We start from the raw sequence: 16,117 nt of genomic DNA, 5'->3' as shown, positions 1-16,117 counted from the left end.
GACAGAAGGCGGCGATGATCCCGGACCCGAACCCTGACGAGACGCCGTTGCGGAGAACTAAGCGATGAAGATCTTCGTGCTGGGCGGCGGTGTGATCGGGGTCACCACCGCCTATTTTCTTGCCGAGGCCGGCCATCAGGTGACGGTGATCGACCGCCAGAAAGGCCCGGCGCTGGAAACCAGCTTTGCCAATGCCGGCGAGATCTCGCCCGGCTATGCCTCGCCCTGGGCCGGGCCCGGCGTTCCGCTGAAGGCCGTCAAATGGCTGTTGATGAAGCATGGTCCGCTGGTGGTGCGGCCGGCGCTCGATCCGCATATGTGGATATGGCTGGTCAAGATGCTGCGCAATTGCACGGCTGAACGCTACGCGCTGAACAAGGCGCGCATGGTGCCGCTGGCCGAATACAGCCGCGACACGCTGAAGGCGCTGCGCGAGGCGACCGGCATCGCCTATGACGAGCGCGCCAAGGGTACGCTGCAGCTTTTCCGAACGCAAAAGCAGCTCGATGGCGTCGGCGGCGATGTCGAGGTGCTGAAGACCTATGGCGTCCCTTATGAGGTCCTCGACCCCGACGGCTGCATTGCTGCCGAGCCCGCGCTGGCTGGCGTGCGCGAGAAATTCGTCGGTGGCCTGCGGTTGCCCGGCGACGAAACCGGCGACTGCAAGATGTTCACCGACAGGCTTGCGGAGCTTTGCGCGGCACGCGGCGTCACCTTCGAATACGACACGGAGATACGGCGCGTCGTCAAGAAGCGCGATCGCATCACCAACATCAGCACCAGCAAGGGCTGGATGGTCGCTGACGCCTATGTGATGGCGATGGGCAGCTATTCGGCGCGGTTCATGCGCATGCTGAAGCGGCCCATCCCGGTCTACCCGGTCAAGGGCTATTCGATCACCCTGCCGATCAAGGACGCCGCCGCCGCGCCGGTGTCGACGGTGATGGACGAGAGCTACAAGGTGGCGATCACCCGCCTCGGCGACCGTATCCGGGTCGGCGGCACGGCGGAAATCTCCGGCTTCGACATGCGGCTGCACGAATCGCGGCGCCGCACGCTCGAACATTCGGTCGGCGACCTTTTCGCGGGCGGCGGCGACATGCGGTCGGCCACCTTCTGGTGCGGGCTGCGGCCGATGACGCCGGACGGGCCGCCGCTGATCGGGCGCACCGATTTCTCCAATCTCTATCTCAATACCGGCCACGGCACGCTCGGCTGGACCATGGCCTGCGGCTCGGCCAAGGTTCTGGCCGACATCATCTCCAGCCGGGTGCCAGACATCGACGTCGGCGATCTCGGGCCGGGACGATACGCCAAGTAAGACCCCCAGCAGCTAAGACAGCCAGCGGCCGATAGATCTCACGCGAACAATCCCCGATCCCGTTCGACGGCCTTGGTGATGAAGCTCGCGACGATCTGAACGCGGCGCAGCGGCCTGACCGATTCATGATAGACCAGCCAGTAGGCGCGGCGGATGGGTGCGACGATATCGAGAGGCACCAACTCCGGCATCGAGTGGGCAACGAAGGTGTGCAGTATGCCGATGCCGGCGCCGGAACGCACCGCTTCGGCCTGGCCGAGCGCTGAGGAAATGGCGAAGCTGGTGCGCCAGTCGGCGCTGAATTCGGCCGCGTAGTCGAGCGAGGGACTGACGATCAGGTCCGGCACGTAGCCGATCAGCGTGTGCTGGCCCAGCTCGGCGGCGCTTCCGGGCAGGCCATGCGTGTCGGCGTAGGCCCGCGACGCGAACAGGCCGAGCGTGTAGTCGACCAGCTTTCCCGCCACCAGCCGGCCTTCCGTCGGCCGTTCGACGGTGATGGCAATGTCGGCCTCGCGCCGGGATAACGAGAAGGAGCGCGGTACCGGCACCAGCTGGATGGTGAGTTCACGGTGCAGAGCGGTCAGCGCGCCGAGGCGCCTGGCCAGGAAGGCGACGCCAAAACCGTCCGGCGCGCCGATGCGCACGGTGCCCGAAACGTCGTCGCCTTCGCCTGAAACGGTCGAGCGCGCGGCGATCATGTCGCCCTCCATGCGTTCGGCGATTTCGAGGAAACGTTCGCCTGCCGGCGTCAGCTCGCTGCCGGTGGTAAGCCGGCGAAACAGTTTTGTCCTGAATGCATCCTCGAGGGCGGCAATGCGGCGCGAGACGGTCGCGTGATTGAGCTCCAACCGCCTGGCGGCGCCGAGGATCTGGCCGGCGCGCGCCACGGCAAGGAAGATGCGAACGTCATCCCAGTTCATGGGGATGGTCCGTTTCGATAAAGAGCGCCGTGTTCCCGCCCACCCCCCTCTGGCCTGCCGGCCATCTCCCCCGCAAGGGGGGAGATCGGATGTCCGGTCGGCTTTCGCCAATCTCCAACGTCGCAAAAAGGGCGGTAAGGCCGAAGTCGCCAATCTCCCCCCTTGCGGGGGAGATGTCCGGCAGGACACAGGGGGGTGTGAAGAAACTCAACTCAGCAATCCAAGCGATAGGAGTACACTCCCTACCATTTGCGCCATTTGATGCACAATCGCGCGCCGCTATCTATTTTCTGCACAACGGTTGCGTTTTCACTCGCGTTGCCATCGCTCCCGCAAAGGCGGACAATGCCTCATCACGAACCAGGGAGAGAGACCATGATCGAATACGGTCATTTCATCGGCGGCAAGCGTGTCGCCGGAACCAGCGGCCGCAAGCAGGACGTCATGCAGCCGATGGACGGCACGGTGCGTGGCACGGTGGCGTTGGCTTCGCAGGCGGAATTGCGCGCAGCGGTCGAAAACGCCAAGGCGGCACAGCCCGGCTGGGCGGCAACCAACCCGCAGCGGCGCGTGCGCGTCTTGATGCGGTTCCTCGAGCTGGTCGCCAAGGAGTATGATGCGCTGGCCGAGATATTGGCGCGCGAACACGGCAAGACCGTCGCCGACGCCAAGGGCGACATCCAGCGTGGCCTCGAAGTGGTCGAGGTCTGCATCGGTGCGCCGCATATGATGAAGGGCGAGTTCACCGATGGCGCCGGCCCCGGCATCGACGTCTATTCGATGCGCCAGCCGCTCGGCGTCGTCGCCGGCATCACGCCGTTCAATTTTCCAGCGATGATCCCGTTATGGAAGATCGCGCCGGCCATCGCCTGCGGCAATGCCTACATCCTCAAGCCGTCGGAGCGCGATCCGGGCGTGCCGATGCGGATTGCCGAACTGTTCATCGAGGCCGGCCTGCCGGCGGGCATCCTCAATGTCGTCAACGGCGACAAGGAAGTGGTCGACGCCATCCTCGACGATCCCGACATCAAGGCTATCGGTTTCGTCGGCTCGACACCGATCGCCCAGTACATCTATTCGCGCGGCTGCGCGGCCGGCAAGCGCGTGCAGTGCTTCGGCGGCGCCAAGAACCACATGATCATCATGCCCGATGCCGACATGGACCAGACCGTCGACGCGCTGATCGGCGCCGGCTACGGCTCGGCCGGCGAGCGCTGCATGGCGATCTCGGTGGCCGTCCCGGTCGGCAACGACACCGCCAACCGCCTAATGGAAAAACTGGTGCCGCGCGTCGAGAGCCTGAAGGTCGGTCCGTCGACGGATTCTTCCGCCGATTTCGGCCCTCTGGTCACGGCGCAGGCGCTGGAGCGGGTCAAATCCTATGTCGACACCGGCGTCAAGGAAGGCGCCAAGCTGGTGGTCGATGGCCGCGGCTTTTCCATGCAGGGCTACGAGAACGGCTACTATATGGGCGGCTGCCTGTTCGACAACGTGACTGCCGACATGCGCATTTACAAGGAAGAGATCTTTGGGCCGGTGCTGTCGGTGGTGCGCGCGCCGACTTACGAAAACGCCATCAAGCTCGCCAACGAGCACGAGATGGGCAATGGCGTCGCCATCTTCACCCGCGACGGCGATGCGGCGCGGGATTTCGCCTCGCGAGTCCAGGTCGGCATGGTCGGCATCAACGTGCCGATCCCGGTGCCGATCGCCTACTATACGTTTGGCGGCTGGAAGGCGTCCTCGTTCGGCGACCTCAACCAGCACGGGCCGGACGCGTTCCGCTTCTACACCAAGACCAAAACGGTGACGTCGCGCTGGCCGTCCGGCGTGAAGGACGGCGCCGAGTTCGTCATCCCGACGATGAATTAGCCGGACGGTTTCCTGTCTGCGCGTCCTCGCTTCGGCTGCGGGCGCGCGGGCCGGCGTGAAGGACGGCGCCGAGTTCGTCATCCCGACGATGAACTGATCCAAATCGCAGAAAGCAAGAAAAGGCCCGGGCTTGGAGCCCGGGCCTTTTTTGTCGCCGTCCTCATCGGCATGAACACGAATGTGATGGAACCAAGAAGGCAGCAATCCTCTTAGGTTGCAGTCCTGCCGCGAAGGAGGAGTTGGCAGATCAACCAACGGCGCTGGTGACGGCTCCGGGGGATATCGTCCGGCGCAAAGGAGATGTCAGATGACACGTCTCATGGCGATCATAGCTTGCGCGGCAACGGCGGCGCTTTCCGCCATCCCGGCAATGGCTGCCGAGCAATGCGCGGCACGCGCCGATATGGTCAAGGCGCTCGGCGAGAAGTTTCATGAAAACCCGAGCGCGGTTGGCGTCGTCAATCCGAATGTGGTGCTTGAAGTCTTCGTTTCCGACAAGGGCACCTGGACCATCCTCGCCAGCGATACAAAAGGTCAAAGCTGCGTGATTTCAGTCGGCGAAGGCTGGGAGAGCGCGATGACGATAGCGGCGCTGCCCGGTACCTGAAGTAGGCCTTCCTATTCACCTGGCCGCAGCCTCGGCACGACAGCCGGGCTGCGGCCCTGTTCTCGGCGACCTTGAAACGGATCTCCCCGCGCCCACTTGAGGCGCGCACGGCTTGCTATTTTTCGTTAGCGATACCATATATGGAACATAGCGAGAACATCCAGAATCGTTCCCGCTGGCGGCAGACCGGAACACGGAAAGGAGCGACGCGATGATGACGTCGGAACCGGCCTGGATCGCTCCGGCAAAATGAGGCCGTCAATCACCTCCCTTTGCCGGATCGTGATGGCAAAGGAGGTGCCCTATGGCACGCAAATCGCTGTTAGGATGGGTGAAGACCGTAGCTTTTGCTGGCTTATTCGCGGTGGGTACGAATGCCGCAAGCGCCCAATATCAATACTGCGTTGAACATGGCGACCTCGTCGCCCACCTGGCCGAGAATTTCCAGGAAAGACAGTTTGCTCTCGGACTGATCGGTCAGGAGGCGGTCATGGAAGTTTTTGTCGCCGATAGCGGAAGCTGGACGGTCATCGTGACCGACGTCGCCGGCAGAAGCTGCATTGTCGCAGCCGGCGAAAATTGGGAAAGCGTGGACGCCCTGCCCGGCCAAAACTCATGAGGGAGCGGGCGGCGTCAGCGCGTAGCAGCTGCCTCAGCGTGGCCGCGCAGCAACGCCATCAGCCGCTTGGCGTCCTTGGCCGCGGCCTCTTCGTCGCCGGCGAGGATCGAGCGGATCAATGCGACATGGTGCTCGGCGGATTCGGCCAAGCCGGTATCGGCCTTGTAGCGGAACCAGAAGCGGCGGCTGTGGGTTTGCAAGGGCGCCGCCAGGCGCGCCGCGAACGGGTTGTCTGCAGCCAGCGCCAGCGCCTCATCAAGCGCCTTGTCGGCTTGGATGAAGCAAAGAACATTTTCCGAAATCACGGCCTTTTGCATGGCCAGCGCTGCGTCATGAAACAGGTCGGCGGCCTCGCGGGTGACGAAGCGGGCGGCCGAGCGGGCAAGCACGACCTCGACGCCGCGGCGGGCGTCGAGGACGCGCAGCCAGTCGCCAGGGTGAAGCGGGGCAATGGCAATGCCGGCACGCGGCCGGACCTCGAGCAGCCCCTCCCAGGCCAGCCGCTGGATCGCTTCGCGCACCGGGGTGCGGCCAAGGCCGAGCCTGTCGATCAGCGCCCCCTCGGTGATGAAGCTCGCGGGCGCCAGTTCGAGCGTTACGATCATATGCTCGAGCCTGCGGTAGGCCTTCGCAGTCGCCGGCTCGGAGCCTCGGTTGTCATATACCAATGCGGCATCTCCTGATATATTTTTGATATATCATATCAGATTCAACGTTGACAGCCGGCTTCTTAAGAAATATACGACTGATATATCAGATGGAGCAACCGACATGTGGGCCGGAGTTTTCCCCGCCGTTACGACCAAATTCACCGAGGATGATCGCCTCGACCATGCCGAGATGGAGCGCTGCTTTGCGCTGCAGATGGAGGCCGGCTGCGACGGCATCATCGTCTGTGGCTCGCTTGGCGAAGGACCGATGCTGTCGCATGACGAAAAGATCGAGGTGCTGAAGACCGCGCAGAAGATCGCCGGCAACAAACCGGTGCTGTTGACGGTCAACGAAGCCGGCACACGCGAGGCGGCGACGATCGCGCGCCGCGCCGCAAAAGAAGGCGCCAACGGTTTGATGGTGGTGCCGAGCCCGATCTACCATACCAATGCCGAGGAGACAGTCGCGGCACTCAGCGCCGTCGCCGCGGCCGGCGACCTGCCGGTGATGATCTACTCCAACCGGTTTGCCTACCGCGTCGACGTCACTGTCGACCAGATGGAGGAACTGGCGAAGGACCAGCGCTTCGTTGCCATCAAGGAGTCCTCCGACGACATCCGCCGCTCGACCGAGATCATCAACCGCCTCGGCGACCGCTATGACCTGTTCACCGGCGTCGACAATCTTGCCTTCGAGGCGCTGTCGGTCGGCGCCATTGGCTGGGTGGCGGGCCTGGTCACCGCGTTCCCGCGCGAGACAGTCGCCATCTATCAATTGATGAGACAGGGCCGCCGCGAGGAGGCGTTGAAAATCTACCGCTGGTTCCGGCCGCTGCTCGACCTCGACGTCTCGACCTATCTGGTGCAGAACATCAAGCTCGCGGAGGTCTTCGCCATCGATACCAATGACCGGGTGCGCATGCCGCGTCAGCCGTTGGCGGGCGAGCGGCGCAAGGCTGTCGAAAAGACCGTCAGGGACGCGCTGGCGGTGCGGCCAGAGCTGCCGGCATTCTGATCCAGTCCCTTCGAGGGTATTTGCAGATGTGCAGCGCGGCGCATGGCAATGAATGATGATGCTACGCTCGATGTTGCCATCATTGGTGGCGGCATCATCGGCATCTGCGCCGCCGCCTTTCTGGCCGAGGCGGGGCGAAACGTCACGATCTTCGATCGGACGGGGATCTGCGAGGAAACCAGCTCCGGCAATGCCGCTGCCTTTGCCTTCTCCGATGTGCTGCCGCTCGCCCACAAGGGCATGATCAGGCAGCTGCCGAAATGGCTCGCCGACCCGCTCGGCCCGCTCAGTATTCCGCCCGCCTATTTGCCGAAGCTGTTGCCTTGGCTGGTCCGCTTCTGGCGGGCCGGCCGAAGCGACCGCTATGAAGCCGGCCTTGCCGCGCAGGCCGGGATGATGAAGCTCGCCGAGGCGGAATGGATGGGCTTGCTCGACCGTTCCGGCACACGGCCGATGCTGCACGAGGACGGCTCGCTCGAACTCTACGAAAGCGAGGCCGAGTTCAAGGCGTCGCTGCCCGGCTGGGCGGCAAGGCAGCGCTTCGGCATCGGCTTCAACCATGTCGAAGGCAGCGCTCTCGCCGCCTTGCAGCCCGGCCTGTCGCCGCGCTTCGCCAGGGGCACGTTCGTGCCGGGGTGGAAGACCGTCGCCGACCCCAAGCTGCTTGGAAAGGCCTTATGGGCCTATGCCGAGAGGTTGGGCGCGGGGTTCGAAAAGGCCCGGATCGAGCGTATCGAGGCGGGACAGGGCGACGCGATCCTGACCATGGCCGACGGTACGACGCGTCGGGCAAAGCATGTCGTCATCGCTGCCGGGGCCTGGTCGCATCTGCTGGCAAGACATCTCGGCGACGGCATCCCGCTGGAGACCGAGCGTGGCTACAACACGACGCTGCCGAAGACTGCGTTCGACGTAAAGCGGCAATTGATCTTCTCCGGGCATGGCTTTGTCATCACGCCGCTCGAGACCGGCCTGCGCGTCGGTGGCGCGGTCGAGCTCGGCGGCCTCGAAAGGCCGCCCAATTATGCGCGCTCGAAAGCACTGCTCGAAAAGGCGCAAAAATTCCTGCCAGGGCTGGATCCGGCCAATGGCCGCGAATGGATGGGGTTCCGGCCGTCGCTGCCGGATTCGTTGTCGGTGATCGGGCGGTCGCAAAAAACGCCGTCGGTGGTGTATGGCTTCGGCCATGGTCATCTCGGCCTGACCCAGGCCGCGGCGACCGGACGCTTGATCCGTGAGCTCGTTCTCGGGCAGAGTCCATCGCTCGATCTCGGTCCGTTCAGTCCGCAACGGTTTTGAGATCGAAGACATTCAGTTGGGAGCCGGCATGGCCAAGAATTCCTTCTTCTGCATAGACGGCCACACCTGCGGCAATCCGGTGCGGCTGGTCGCCGGCGGCGGACCGCTGCTCAACGGCTCGACGATGATGGAGCGGCGAGCGCATTTCCTGGCCGAATATGACTGGATCCGCACCGGGCTGATGTTCGAGCCGCGCGGCCATGACGTGATGTCCGGCTCGATCCTCTATCCGCCGACGCGCGAGGATTGCGACATCGCCATCCTGTTCATCGAAACCTCCGGCTGTCTGCCGATGTGCGGCCACGGCACAATCGGCACTGTGACCTTTGCCGTCGAACATGGGCTGATCAAGCCGAAGACGCCGGGCGTGCTCAGGCTGGATACGCCGGCGGGCCTGGTCGTCGCCGAGTACAAGCAGGTCGGCGACTATGTCGAGGAGGTGCGCATCACCAATGTGCCGTCCTTCCTCCATGCCGAGGGACTGACGGTCGAATGCCCCGGGCTCGGCGAGATCAGCGTCGATGTCGCCTATGGCGGCAATTTCTACGCCATCGTCGAACCGCAAACGAACTATCGCGACATGGCCGACCATTCGGCGGGCGAGCTGATCGCCTGGAGCCCGGTGGTGCGGCAGCGGCTCAACGAGAAATATTCCTTCGTCCACCCGGAGAATCCCGGCATCGACAAGCTGTCGCACATATTGTGGACCGGTGCGCCGACCAACCCGCAAGCCGATGCCCGCAACGCCGTCTTCTACGGCGACAAGGCGATCGACCGCTCGCCCTGCGGCACCGGCACCTCGGCGCGGATGGCGCAGCTTCACGCCAAGGGCAAGCTTGGGGTTGGCGACGACTTCGTCCATGAATCGATCATCGGCTCGCTGTTCAAGGGCAGGGTGGAAAAAGAGGTCACCGTCGCCGGCAAGCCGGCGATCATTCCGTCGATCGGCGGCTGGGCACGGATGACCGGATTGAACACGATCTTCATCGACGACCGCGACCCGTTCGCGCACGGCTTCGTCGTCAAATAGAAAAAACGCTGACGCAGGGGAAGAAAGAGAGCGTAAACGGATTGCGATCAACGACGCAACGATCCCGCTCATCAACTTATTTTGACGGCGATTTCTTCGAAACGAGGCGCATGGTGCGGTTGAATCGTCAAAGACATTGCGTTAGGCCAATGGTAGGGTCCGCGATGGTCCAGGGGCCGGACGGGAATAAAACGGGCAATCGGACGGCGTGCGGCGAAAACACGCATAGCCATCGAAAAATCACGTTGCAATCCGGGCTCGAAACTTTACGACTAGGGGAAATACGAAAAGGAATGCGTCTGCATGGGCGACATTCCAGGGGAGCCACGACAGCATGCAGTATTTTGTCCAGCAGCTTATCAATGGGCTGACGCTGGGATCGATCTATGGGCTGATAGCGATCGGCTATACGATGGTCTACGGCATCATCGGCATGATCAATTTTGCCCATGGCGACATCTTCATGGTCGGGGCATTCACCGCCCTCATCGTTTTCCTCATTCTCGGCGCATTGTTCTATTCCTTGCCGGTGGTGATCGCGCTGCTGATCATGATGATCGTCGCGATGCTGCTGACCAGCCTGTATAATTGGACGATCGAGAAGGTGGCCTACCGGCCTTTGCGCGGTTCGTTTCGGCTGGCCCCGCTGATCACCGCGATCGGCATGTCGATCGCCCTGTCGAACTTCGTCCAGGTGACGCAAGGGCCGCGCAACAAGCCGATCCCGCCGATGGTGTCCACGGTCTACAACATCGAGGGCATCAGCGTATCGCTGAAGCAGATCATCATCGTCATCGTCACCGCGCTGCTGCTGGCGCTGTTCTGGTATTTGGTCAACAAGACCTCACTGGGCCGGGCGCAAAGGGCATGCGAGCAGGACCGCAAGATGGCGGCGTTGCTTGGCATCGACGTCGACCGCACCATCTCGATCACCTTCGTCATGGGTGCGGCCCTTGCTGCCGTCGCCGGCACGCTGTTCCTGATGTATTACGGCGTCATCGCCTTCTCCGACGGTTTCACGCCCGGCGTGAAGGCGTTCACCGCGGCGGTGCTCGGCGGCATCGGCTCGCTGCCCGGCGCCGTGCTCGGCGGGCTGATGATCGGCTTCATCGAAAGCATGTGGTCGGCTTATTTCTCGATCGACTACAAGGACGTCGCCGCCTTCTCCATCCTGGCGATCGTCCTGATCTTCCTGCCTTCCGGCATATTGGGCCGGCCAGAAGTCGAAAAGGTCTGAGGTCATGGCGGTCACTGTATCTCCGGAGCGCGGCGTCGTCGCCACCCCAGTGCAACGCGCCACGCGCGAGGCGCTTTATGCTGGTGCCATCGCGCTCGGCCTGTTCGTGCTGTTCATCGGCCTGCGGACCGATCAGAACATCTCCAACGAGCTGATCCTCGTACAGCGCTGGGGCCTGCTCGCCGCCGTGGTGATCGCCACCATGCTCGGCCGCTTTCTCTACGTTGCCTACGGCCAGCCCTTCCTGGCCAACCAGAAGATTGCCGACATCGCCACCGGGCTGTTGCCGGAAAGCGTGGCGACGCGGTTCTTCCGGTTGCCGTATTTCATTGCTGCCGTCGTCGTAGTGGCTGTGCTGGCGCTGCTGGCCGGCTCGCTCGATGGTTTGCTGGGGCCGGGTCTCGCCGGTTATGCGCGCTTCGCGCGGGCGCTGGCGATCATCTATGCGCTGGCCTCGGTGCTGTTCTATTTCCGCACCTTCATCCTCGCCCATTTCTCGGCGTTGGGCATAACCGCACTGGCGCTCTACCCGATCATCGTCGTGGCGGTGCTTGCCGTGTACGCAGGGTCGATGGCCGGCGGGTTCCAGGGTTCACTGAAATGGGTCGACAATTTCGGCATCCAGATCCTGATCTATGTGATGCTGGCCTGGGGGCTGAACATCGTCGTCGGCCTCGCCGGCCTGCTCGATCTCGGCTACGTCGCCTTCTACGCGGTCGGCGCCTATGCCTATGCGCTGCTCGGCACGCATTTTGGCCTGTCGTTCTGGATCCTGCTGCCCGCCGCCGGCGCCATGGCCGCCTTCTGGGGGGTATTGCTCGGGTTTCCGGTGCTGCGTCTGCGCGGCGATTATCTGGCGATCGTGACGCTTGCCTTCGGCGAGATCATTCGTCTCGTGCTGATCAATTGGCGCGAGGTTACGAACGGCTCGGCCGGCATCTCCGGCATCCCCAAGGTCACCTTTTTCGGCCTGATGACGTTCAACGTTTCGGATCCGAATTATATCGCCAAGGTGTTGGATATCGCCACATCGAGCGCCTACTACAAGATATTCCTCTACTATCTGATCCTGGGGCTCTGCCTGCTCACCGCCTTCGTCACGATAAGGCTAAGGCGCATGCCTGTCGGCCGCGCCTGGGAAGCGCTGCGCGAGGATGAGATCGCCTGCCGCTCGCTCGGCATCAACACCACCACCACCAAGCTCACTGCCTTTGCCACCGGCGCCATGTTCGGCGGCTTCGCCGGCTCGTTCTTCGCGGCACGGCAAGGTTTCGTCAGCCCCGAATCCTTCATCTTCCTGGAGTCGGCCATCATTCTGGCTATGGTCGTGCTTGGCGGCATGGGTTCGCTGGTTGGCATCGCCGTCGCCGCCATGGTGATGATCGGCGGCACGGAGGTGCTGCGCGAACTCGATTTCCTGAAGCAGGTCTTCGGCCCCGACTTCACCCCGGAACTCTACCGCATGCTTTTATTCGGCATGGCCATGGTCATCGTCATGCTGTGGAAGCCGCGCGGCTTCGTCGGCAGCCGTGAACCGACAGCCTTCCTCAAGAAGAGCAAGGCCGTATCCGGCTCCTTCACCAAGGAAGGCCACGGCTGATGAGTGATACGAACCCATCTCCCATGAACGATGCCATCCTGCAGGTCGACCATCTGTCGATGAAATTCGGCGGTCTGGTCGCCATCGGCGATCTCTCCTTCCAGGCCAAGCGCGGCGAGATCACCGCGCTGATCGGACCGAACGGCGCCGGCAAGACCACGGTGTTCAATTGCATCACCGGTTTCTACAAACCGTCGGAAGGCATGCTCACGCTCAATAGGCGCGACGGCTCGAGCTATCTGCTCGAACGCCTGCCGAACCATGAAATCCCGGCACGCGCCAAGGTGGCGCGCACCTTTCAGAACATCCGCCTGTTCTCGGGCATGACGCTGCTCGAGAACCTGCTGGTAGCCCAGCACAACAAGCTGATGAAGGCGTCCGGCTACACCGTGCTCGGCCTGTTCGGCTTCAGCGGCTACCGGAAGGCATCGGCCGAGTCGGTCGAACTGGCCAGGCACTGGCTGGAGAAGGCCGATCTCGTCGACCGTGCCGACGACCCGGCCGGCGACCTGCCCTATGGCGCGCAACGACGCCTCGAGATCGCGCGGGCGATGTGCACGGGTCCGGAGTTGCTCTGCCTCGACGAGCCGGCTGCCGGCCTCAATCCGAAAGAATCAATGGCGCTCAACGCGCTGCTGATGGACATCAAAGACAACACCGGCACCTCGATCCTGCTGATCGAGCACGACATGGCGGTGGTCATGCAGATTTCCGACCACGTCGTGGTGCTCGAATACGGGCGCAAGATATCGGACGGCAGCCCGCATTCGGTACGCACGGACCCGCGCGTCATCGCTGCCTATCTCGGCGTCGAAGACGAGGAAGTCGAGACGGTACTGACCGAAGTCGGCGACGAGGACGTCATCGAGCAATTGGACACCGGTCCCGATTCCGCGCACGGCCCAGGCACATCGTCTTCGTATCTCGCCGGACCGGTGACCGATACGATCGGCCACAGCGAGGGCGAGCGCGTGACCGTGTCGAAAGGCGCCTCGAAAGCCGGGCAGTTCGATGCAAAGTCGAGTGCCGCGGCAAGCAAGGCAGCAGCGCAAGCCGCCGCTCCCCCGGCCAAGGCGGAACCCGCTGCAGCTAAGCCGACCGCGAAACCCTCCACGGCTAAGGCGCCGGCCAAGTCGAAGGTCGCGGGCGTTTCGAACCGGCTCACAGCGCCACGTGGCGGCGAGGCCGACAATCTGACCCGCATCAAGGGCATCGGCACGGTCAACGAGAAGAAGCTTAACCAGCACGGCATCTTCCATTTCGACCAGATCGCGGCATGGAAGAAAGCCGACGTCGCGGCCGTCGAGGCCTATCTCGCCTTCGACGGACGCATCGCCCGTGAGGACTGGGTTGGTCAGGCCAAGCTTCTCGCCGCCGGCAAGGAGACGGAATTTTCGCGCCGCGTCGACGCCGGGAAAGTGGAAACGAGCCACGCTTCCGGGAAAACTGCGAAAACAGTTGCCGGCAAGACTGCTGCCGCACCTGCGGGCAAGCGCGGAGGGCGCAAGTGATGGCCGGCACAACGCTGCTCGATATCAAAGGCGTCCAGACCTACTACGGCAACATCAGGGCGCTGAACGGTGTCGACGTCACCGTCAGGCAGGGCGAGATCGTGGCGCTGATCGGCGCCAACGGCGCCGGCAAGTCGACGCTGATGATGACCATTTTTGGTGCTCCGCGGGCCCGGGCGGGCACGATCACCTTCGCCGGCACCGATATTACCCAGATGCCAACGCATGAGATCGCGCGCATGCGGATCGCCCAGTCGCCGGAGGGCCGGCGCATCTTCCCGCGCATGACGGTGATGGAAAACCTGCAGATGGGCGCCAGCCTCGACGGCCTCAAGCATTACGACGAGGACGTCGAGAAGGTGTTCACGCTGTTTCCGCGCCTGAAGGAACGCATCGCCCAGCGCGGCGGCACCCTGTCGGGCGGCGAACAGCAGATGCTGTCGATCGGGCGTGCGCTGATGGCACGGCCGAAGCTGCTCCTGCTCGACGAGCCGTCGCTCGGCCTGGCGCCGCTGATCGTGAAGCAGATCTTCGACGCCATCCGCGAGTTGAACCGGACCCAAGGGCTGACAGTGTTCCTGGTCGAGCAGAACGCCTTCGGCGCGCTGAAGCTCGCGACGCGCGGCTATGTCATGGTCAACGGCAATGTGACGATGAGCGGCACCGGCAAGGAGCTGCTCGCCAATCCGGAAGTGCGCGCCGCCTATCTCGAAGGCGGCCACCACTGAGTTCAGGAGACTTCATCATGCAGGGCATTCTCTACGAGGAACCCTCGATCTGGCAGTTCTTCTTCGTCACCTGCCTGCTCGGCGGCTGGGCGGCATGGATGACCGGCAAGGCCAGCGCCCAGACATGGCGCAGCTTCCTCCAATTGTTCGCCTACATGCTCGGCCTTGGCATTGGCGTAAGGTTCATTCATCACGCGCTGTTCGGCGGCACGATGTTCTCGCTGCATTACTATATCGTGGATACGATCGTACTGATGATATTGGGCTTCATCGGCTATCAATACACGCGCACAAACCAGATGGTGACACAGTATAATTGGCTCTATGAAAGAGCATCGGTTTTGAGCTGGAAGCCGAAAGGTTGACGTTCATGATTAACGCCGTTTCGGGGATGAATCGGCGTGACAAGTGCCTGAAAATCGGCAAAGTACGTTTTCTGCGAGTAAAAGTGGGCATCGCATGAAAGCATCATCCAACGCCCACTCCGTAAATGGGAGCGTTTTACATGAAAAAATCACTTTTGTCCGCCGTCGCCCTGACCGCGCTGATCGCGTTCAGCGGCAGCGCGTGGGCTGACGTCCTGGTTGGCGTCGCCGGTCCGATCACCGGTCCGAATGCCGCCTTCGGCGCGCAGCTGCAGAAGGGTGCCGAACAGGCCGTCGCCGACATCAATGCGGCCGGTGGCATCAATGGCGAGCAGATCAAGCTCTCGGTCGGCGACGACGTCTCCGATCCGAAGCAGGGCATCTCGGTCGCCAACAAGTTCGTCGGCGACGGCGTCAAGTTCGTGGTTGGCCACTTCAACTCGGGCGTCTCGATCCCGGCGTCGGAAGTCTACGCGGAAAACGGCATCCTCGAGATCACGCCGGCCGCGACCAATCCGAAGTTCACCGAACGCGGCATGTGGAACACGTTCCGCACCTGCGGACGTGACGACCAGCAGGGCAGCATCGCCGGCGCCTATCTCGCGGCGAACTTCAAGGATGCCAAGATCGCGGTCATCCACGACAAGACGACCTACGGCCAGGGCCTTGCCGATGAGACCAAGAAGGCGATGAACGCAGCCGGCCTGACGGAAGTCATGTACGAAGGCGTCAATGTCGGCGACAAGGACTTCTCGGCGCTGATCGCCAAGATGAAGGAAGCCGGCGTTTCCATCATCTATTGGGGTGGCCTGCACACCGAAGCCGGCCTGATCATCCGCCAGGCGGCTGACCAGGGCCTCAAGGCGACGCTGGTTTCCGGCGACGGCATCGTGTCGAACGAGCTGGCCTCGATCGCTGGCGACGCAGTTGCGGGCACGCTGAACACGTTCGGCCCGGATCCGCGTCTGATCCCGACGAACAAGGAACTCGTCGAGAAGTTCCGCGCGCAGGGCTTCGAACCGGAGGCCTACACGCTTTACTCCTACGCCGCCATGCAGGCGATCGCCGAAGCAGCCACCGTTGCCAAGTCGAACGACCCGCAGGAAGTTGCCAAGGCGCTGCATGAGAAGGGTCCGTTCAAGACCGTTCTGGGCGACCTCTCCTATGACGCGAAGGGCGATCCGACGTTGCCCGGCTACGTCATGTACGAGTGGAAGAAGGGCGACGACGGCAAGTACACCTACATCCAGAAGATGTAAGCCTGTCGACGACGATAATTTTGGAGATGCCCGGCGCTTGCGCCGGGCATTTCCGTTTTGACGACATCGAGTTGATTTAAATCG

General features: G+C 62.9%; 15 protein-coding genes. 13 read left to right on the top strand and 2 right to left on the bottom strand.

All coding sequences use genetic code 11. The annotated features are described in order from the left end of the window. Positions 1-64: 64 nt before the first annotated feature. A complete protein-coding gene (locus NKH89_RS07250) occupies positions 65-1,321 on the top strand; it encodes a D-amino acid dehydrogenase (RefSeq protein ID WP_352494141.1) in 1,257 nt (418 codons plus the stop codon). A 38-nt stretch (positions 1,322-1,359) separates the two neighbouring features. Here NKH89_RS07250 and NKH89_RS07245 read toward each other — a convergent pair whose 3' ends face one another. Then, a complete protein-coding gene (locus NKH89_RS07245; RefSeq protein ID WP_352480948.1) occupies positions 1,360-2,241 on the bottom strand; it encodes a LysR family transcriptional regulator in 882 nt (293 codons plus the stop codon). Between the two features lie 375 nt (positions 2,242-2,616). On the opposite strand from NKH89_RS07245, the gene NKH89_RS07240 reads away from it, so the two are divergent. From NKH89_RS07240 to NKH89_RS07230, 3 genes are all read left to right on the top strand, one after another. Beyond that, positions 2,617-4,113: a CoA-acylating methylmalonate-semialdehyde dehydrogenase gene (locus NKH89_RS07240; RefSeq protein ID WP_023719667.1), complete on the top strand. Its 1,497-nt coding sequence runs from the start codon at positions 2,617-2,619 to the stop codon at positions 4,111-4,113. A gap of 307 nt (positions 4,114-4,420) precedes the next feature. After that, positions 4,421-4,720 (top strand): hypothetical protein, encoded by a 300-nt coding sequence (locus tag NKH89_RS07235; RefSeq protein ID WP_023719666.1) that lies wholly within the window; start codon positions 4,421-4,423, stop codon positions 4,718-4,720. 304 nt (positions 4,721-5,024) lie between these two features. Next, positions 5,025-5,339, top strand: a complete 315-nt coding sequence (locus tag NKH89_RS07230; protein WP_023719665.1) for a hypothetical protein — start codon at positions 5,025-5,027, stop codon at positions 5,337-5,339. A gap of 14 nt (positions 5,340-5,353) precedes the next feature. On the opposite strand, the gene NKH89_RS07225 is transcribed toward NKH89_RS07230, so the two are convergent. Next, on the bottom strand, positions 5,354-6,007 hold the full coding sequence (locus NKH89_RS07225) for a GntR family transcriptional regulator (RefSeq protein ID WP_352908542.1): 654 nt from the start codon (positions 6,005-6,007) through the stop codon (positions 5,354-5,356). A gap of 103 nt (positions 6,008-6,110) precedes the next feature. Between NKH89_RS07225 and NKH89_RS07220 the strand changes: the two genes are divergently transcribed. The 9 genes from NKH89_RS07220 (at position 6,111) to NKH89_RS07180 (ending at position 16,033) form a co-directional block, all read left to right on the top strand. Further along, complete coding sequence (locus tag NKH89_RS07220) at positions 6,111-7,004, top strand: dihydrodipicolinate synthase family protein (RefSeq protein ID WP_352908541.1); 894 nt, start codon at positions 6,111-6,113, stop codon at positions 7,002-7,004. A 48-nt stretch (positions 7,005-7,052) separates the two neighbouring features. Continuing rightward, a complete protein-coding gene (locus tag NKH89_RS07215; RefSeq protein ID WP_352815015.1) occupies positions 7,053-8,303 on the top strand; it encodes an NAD(P)/FAD-dependent oxidoreductase in 1,251 nt (416 codons plus the stop codon). A 28-nt stretch (positions 8,304-8,331) separates the two neighbouring features. Further along, positions 8,332-9,333: a 4-hydroxyproline epimerase gene (locus tag NKH89_RS07210; protein WP_352480944.1), complete on the top strand. Its 1,002-nt coding sequence runs from the start codon at positions 8,332-8,334 to the stop codon at positions 9,331-9,333. Between the two features lie 334 nt (positions 9,334-9,667). Then, on the top strand, positions 9,668-10,570 hold the full coding sequence (locus NKH89_RS07205; RefSeq protein ID WP_023719660.1) for a branched-chain amino acid ABC transporter permease: 903 nt from the start codon (positions 9,668-9,670) through the stop codon (positions 10,568-10,570). A gap of 4 nt (positions 10,571-10,574) precedes the next feature. Beyond that, on the top strand, positions 10,575-12,170 hold the full coding sequence (gene livM, locus NKH89_RS07200) for a high-affinity branched-chain amino acid ABC transporter permease LivM (protein ID WP_352480943.1): 1,596 nt from the start codon (positions 10,575-10,577) through the stop codon (positions 12,168-12,170). Continuing rightward, on the top strand, positions 12,170-13,681 hold the full coding sequence (locus NKH89_RS07195; RefSeq protein ID WP_023719658.1) for an ATP-binding cassette domain-containing protein: 1,512 nt from the start codon (positions 12,170-12,172) through the stop codon (positions 13,679-13,681). Before livM ends, NKH89_RS07195 begins: the two co-directional genes overlap by 1 nt. Continuing rightward, on the top strand, positions 13,681-14,409 hold the full coding sequence (locus tag NKH89_RS07190) for an ABC transporter ATP-binding protein (protein ID WP_023719657.1): 729 nt from the start codon (positions 13,681-13,683) through the stop codon (positions 14,407-14,409). The genes NKH89_RS07195 and NKH89_RS07190 overlap by 1 nt, the downstream gene beginning before the upstream one ends. Positions 14,410-14,426: 17 nt before the next feature. Further along, on the top strand, positions 14,427-14,774 hold the full coding sequence (locus NKH89_RS07185) for a DUF6867 family protein (RefSeq protein WP_023719656.1): 348 nt from the start codon (positions 14,427-14,429) through the stop codon (positions 14,772-14,774). Positions 14,775-14,914: 140 nt separating this feature from the next. Next, entirely contained in the window at positions 14,915-16,033 is a 1,119-nt protein-coding gene (locus NKH89_RS07180) for a branched-chain amino acid ABC transporter substrate-binding protein (RefSeq protein ID WP_023719655.1), read from the top strand. Positions 16,034-16,117: the final 84 nt, after the last annotated feature.

It is taken from the genome of Mesorhizobium sp. M0923, from assembly GCF_040319365.1.
Taxonomy (GTDB): Bacteria; Pseudomonadota; Alphaproteobacteria; order Rhizobiales; family Rhizobiaceae; genus Mesorhizobium.
Note: the sequence above shows the minus strand (reverse complement) of the source record. Positions and strands in the feature narration are given on the sequence as shown.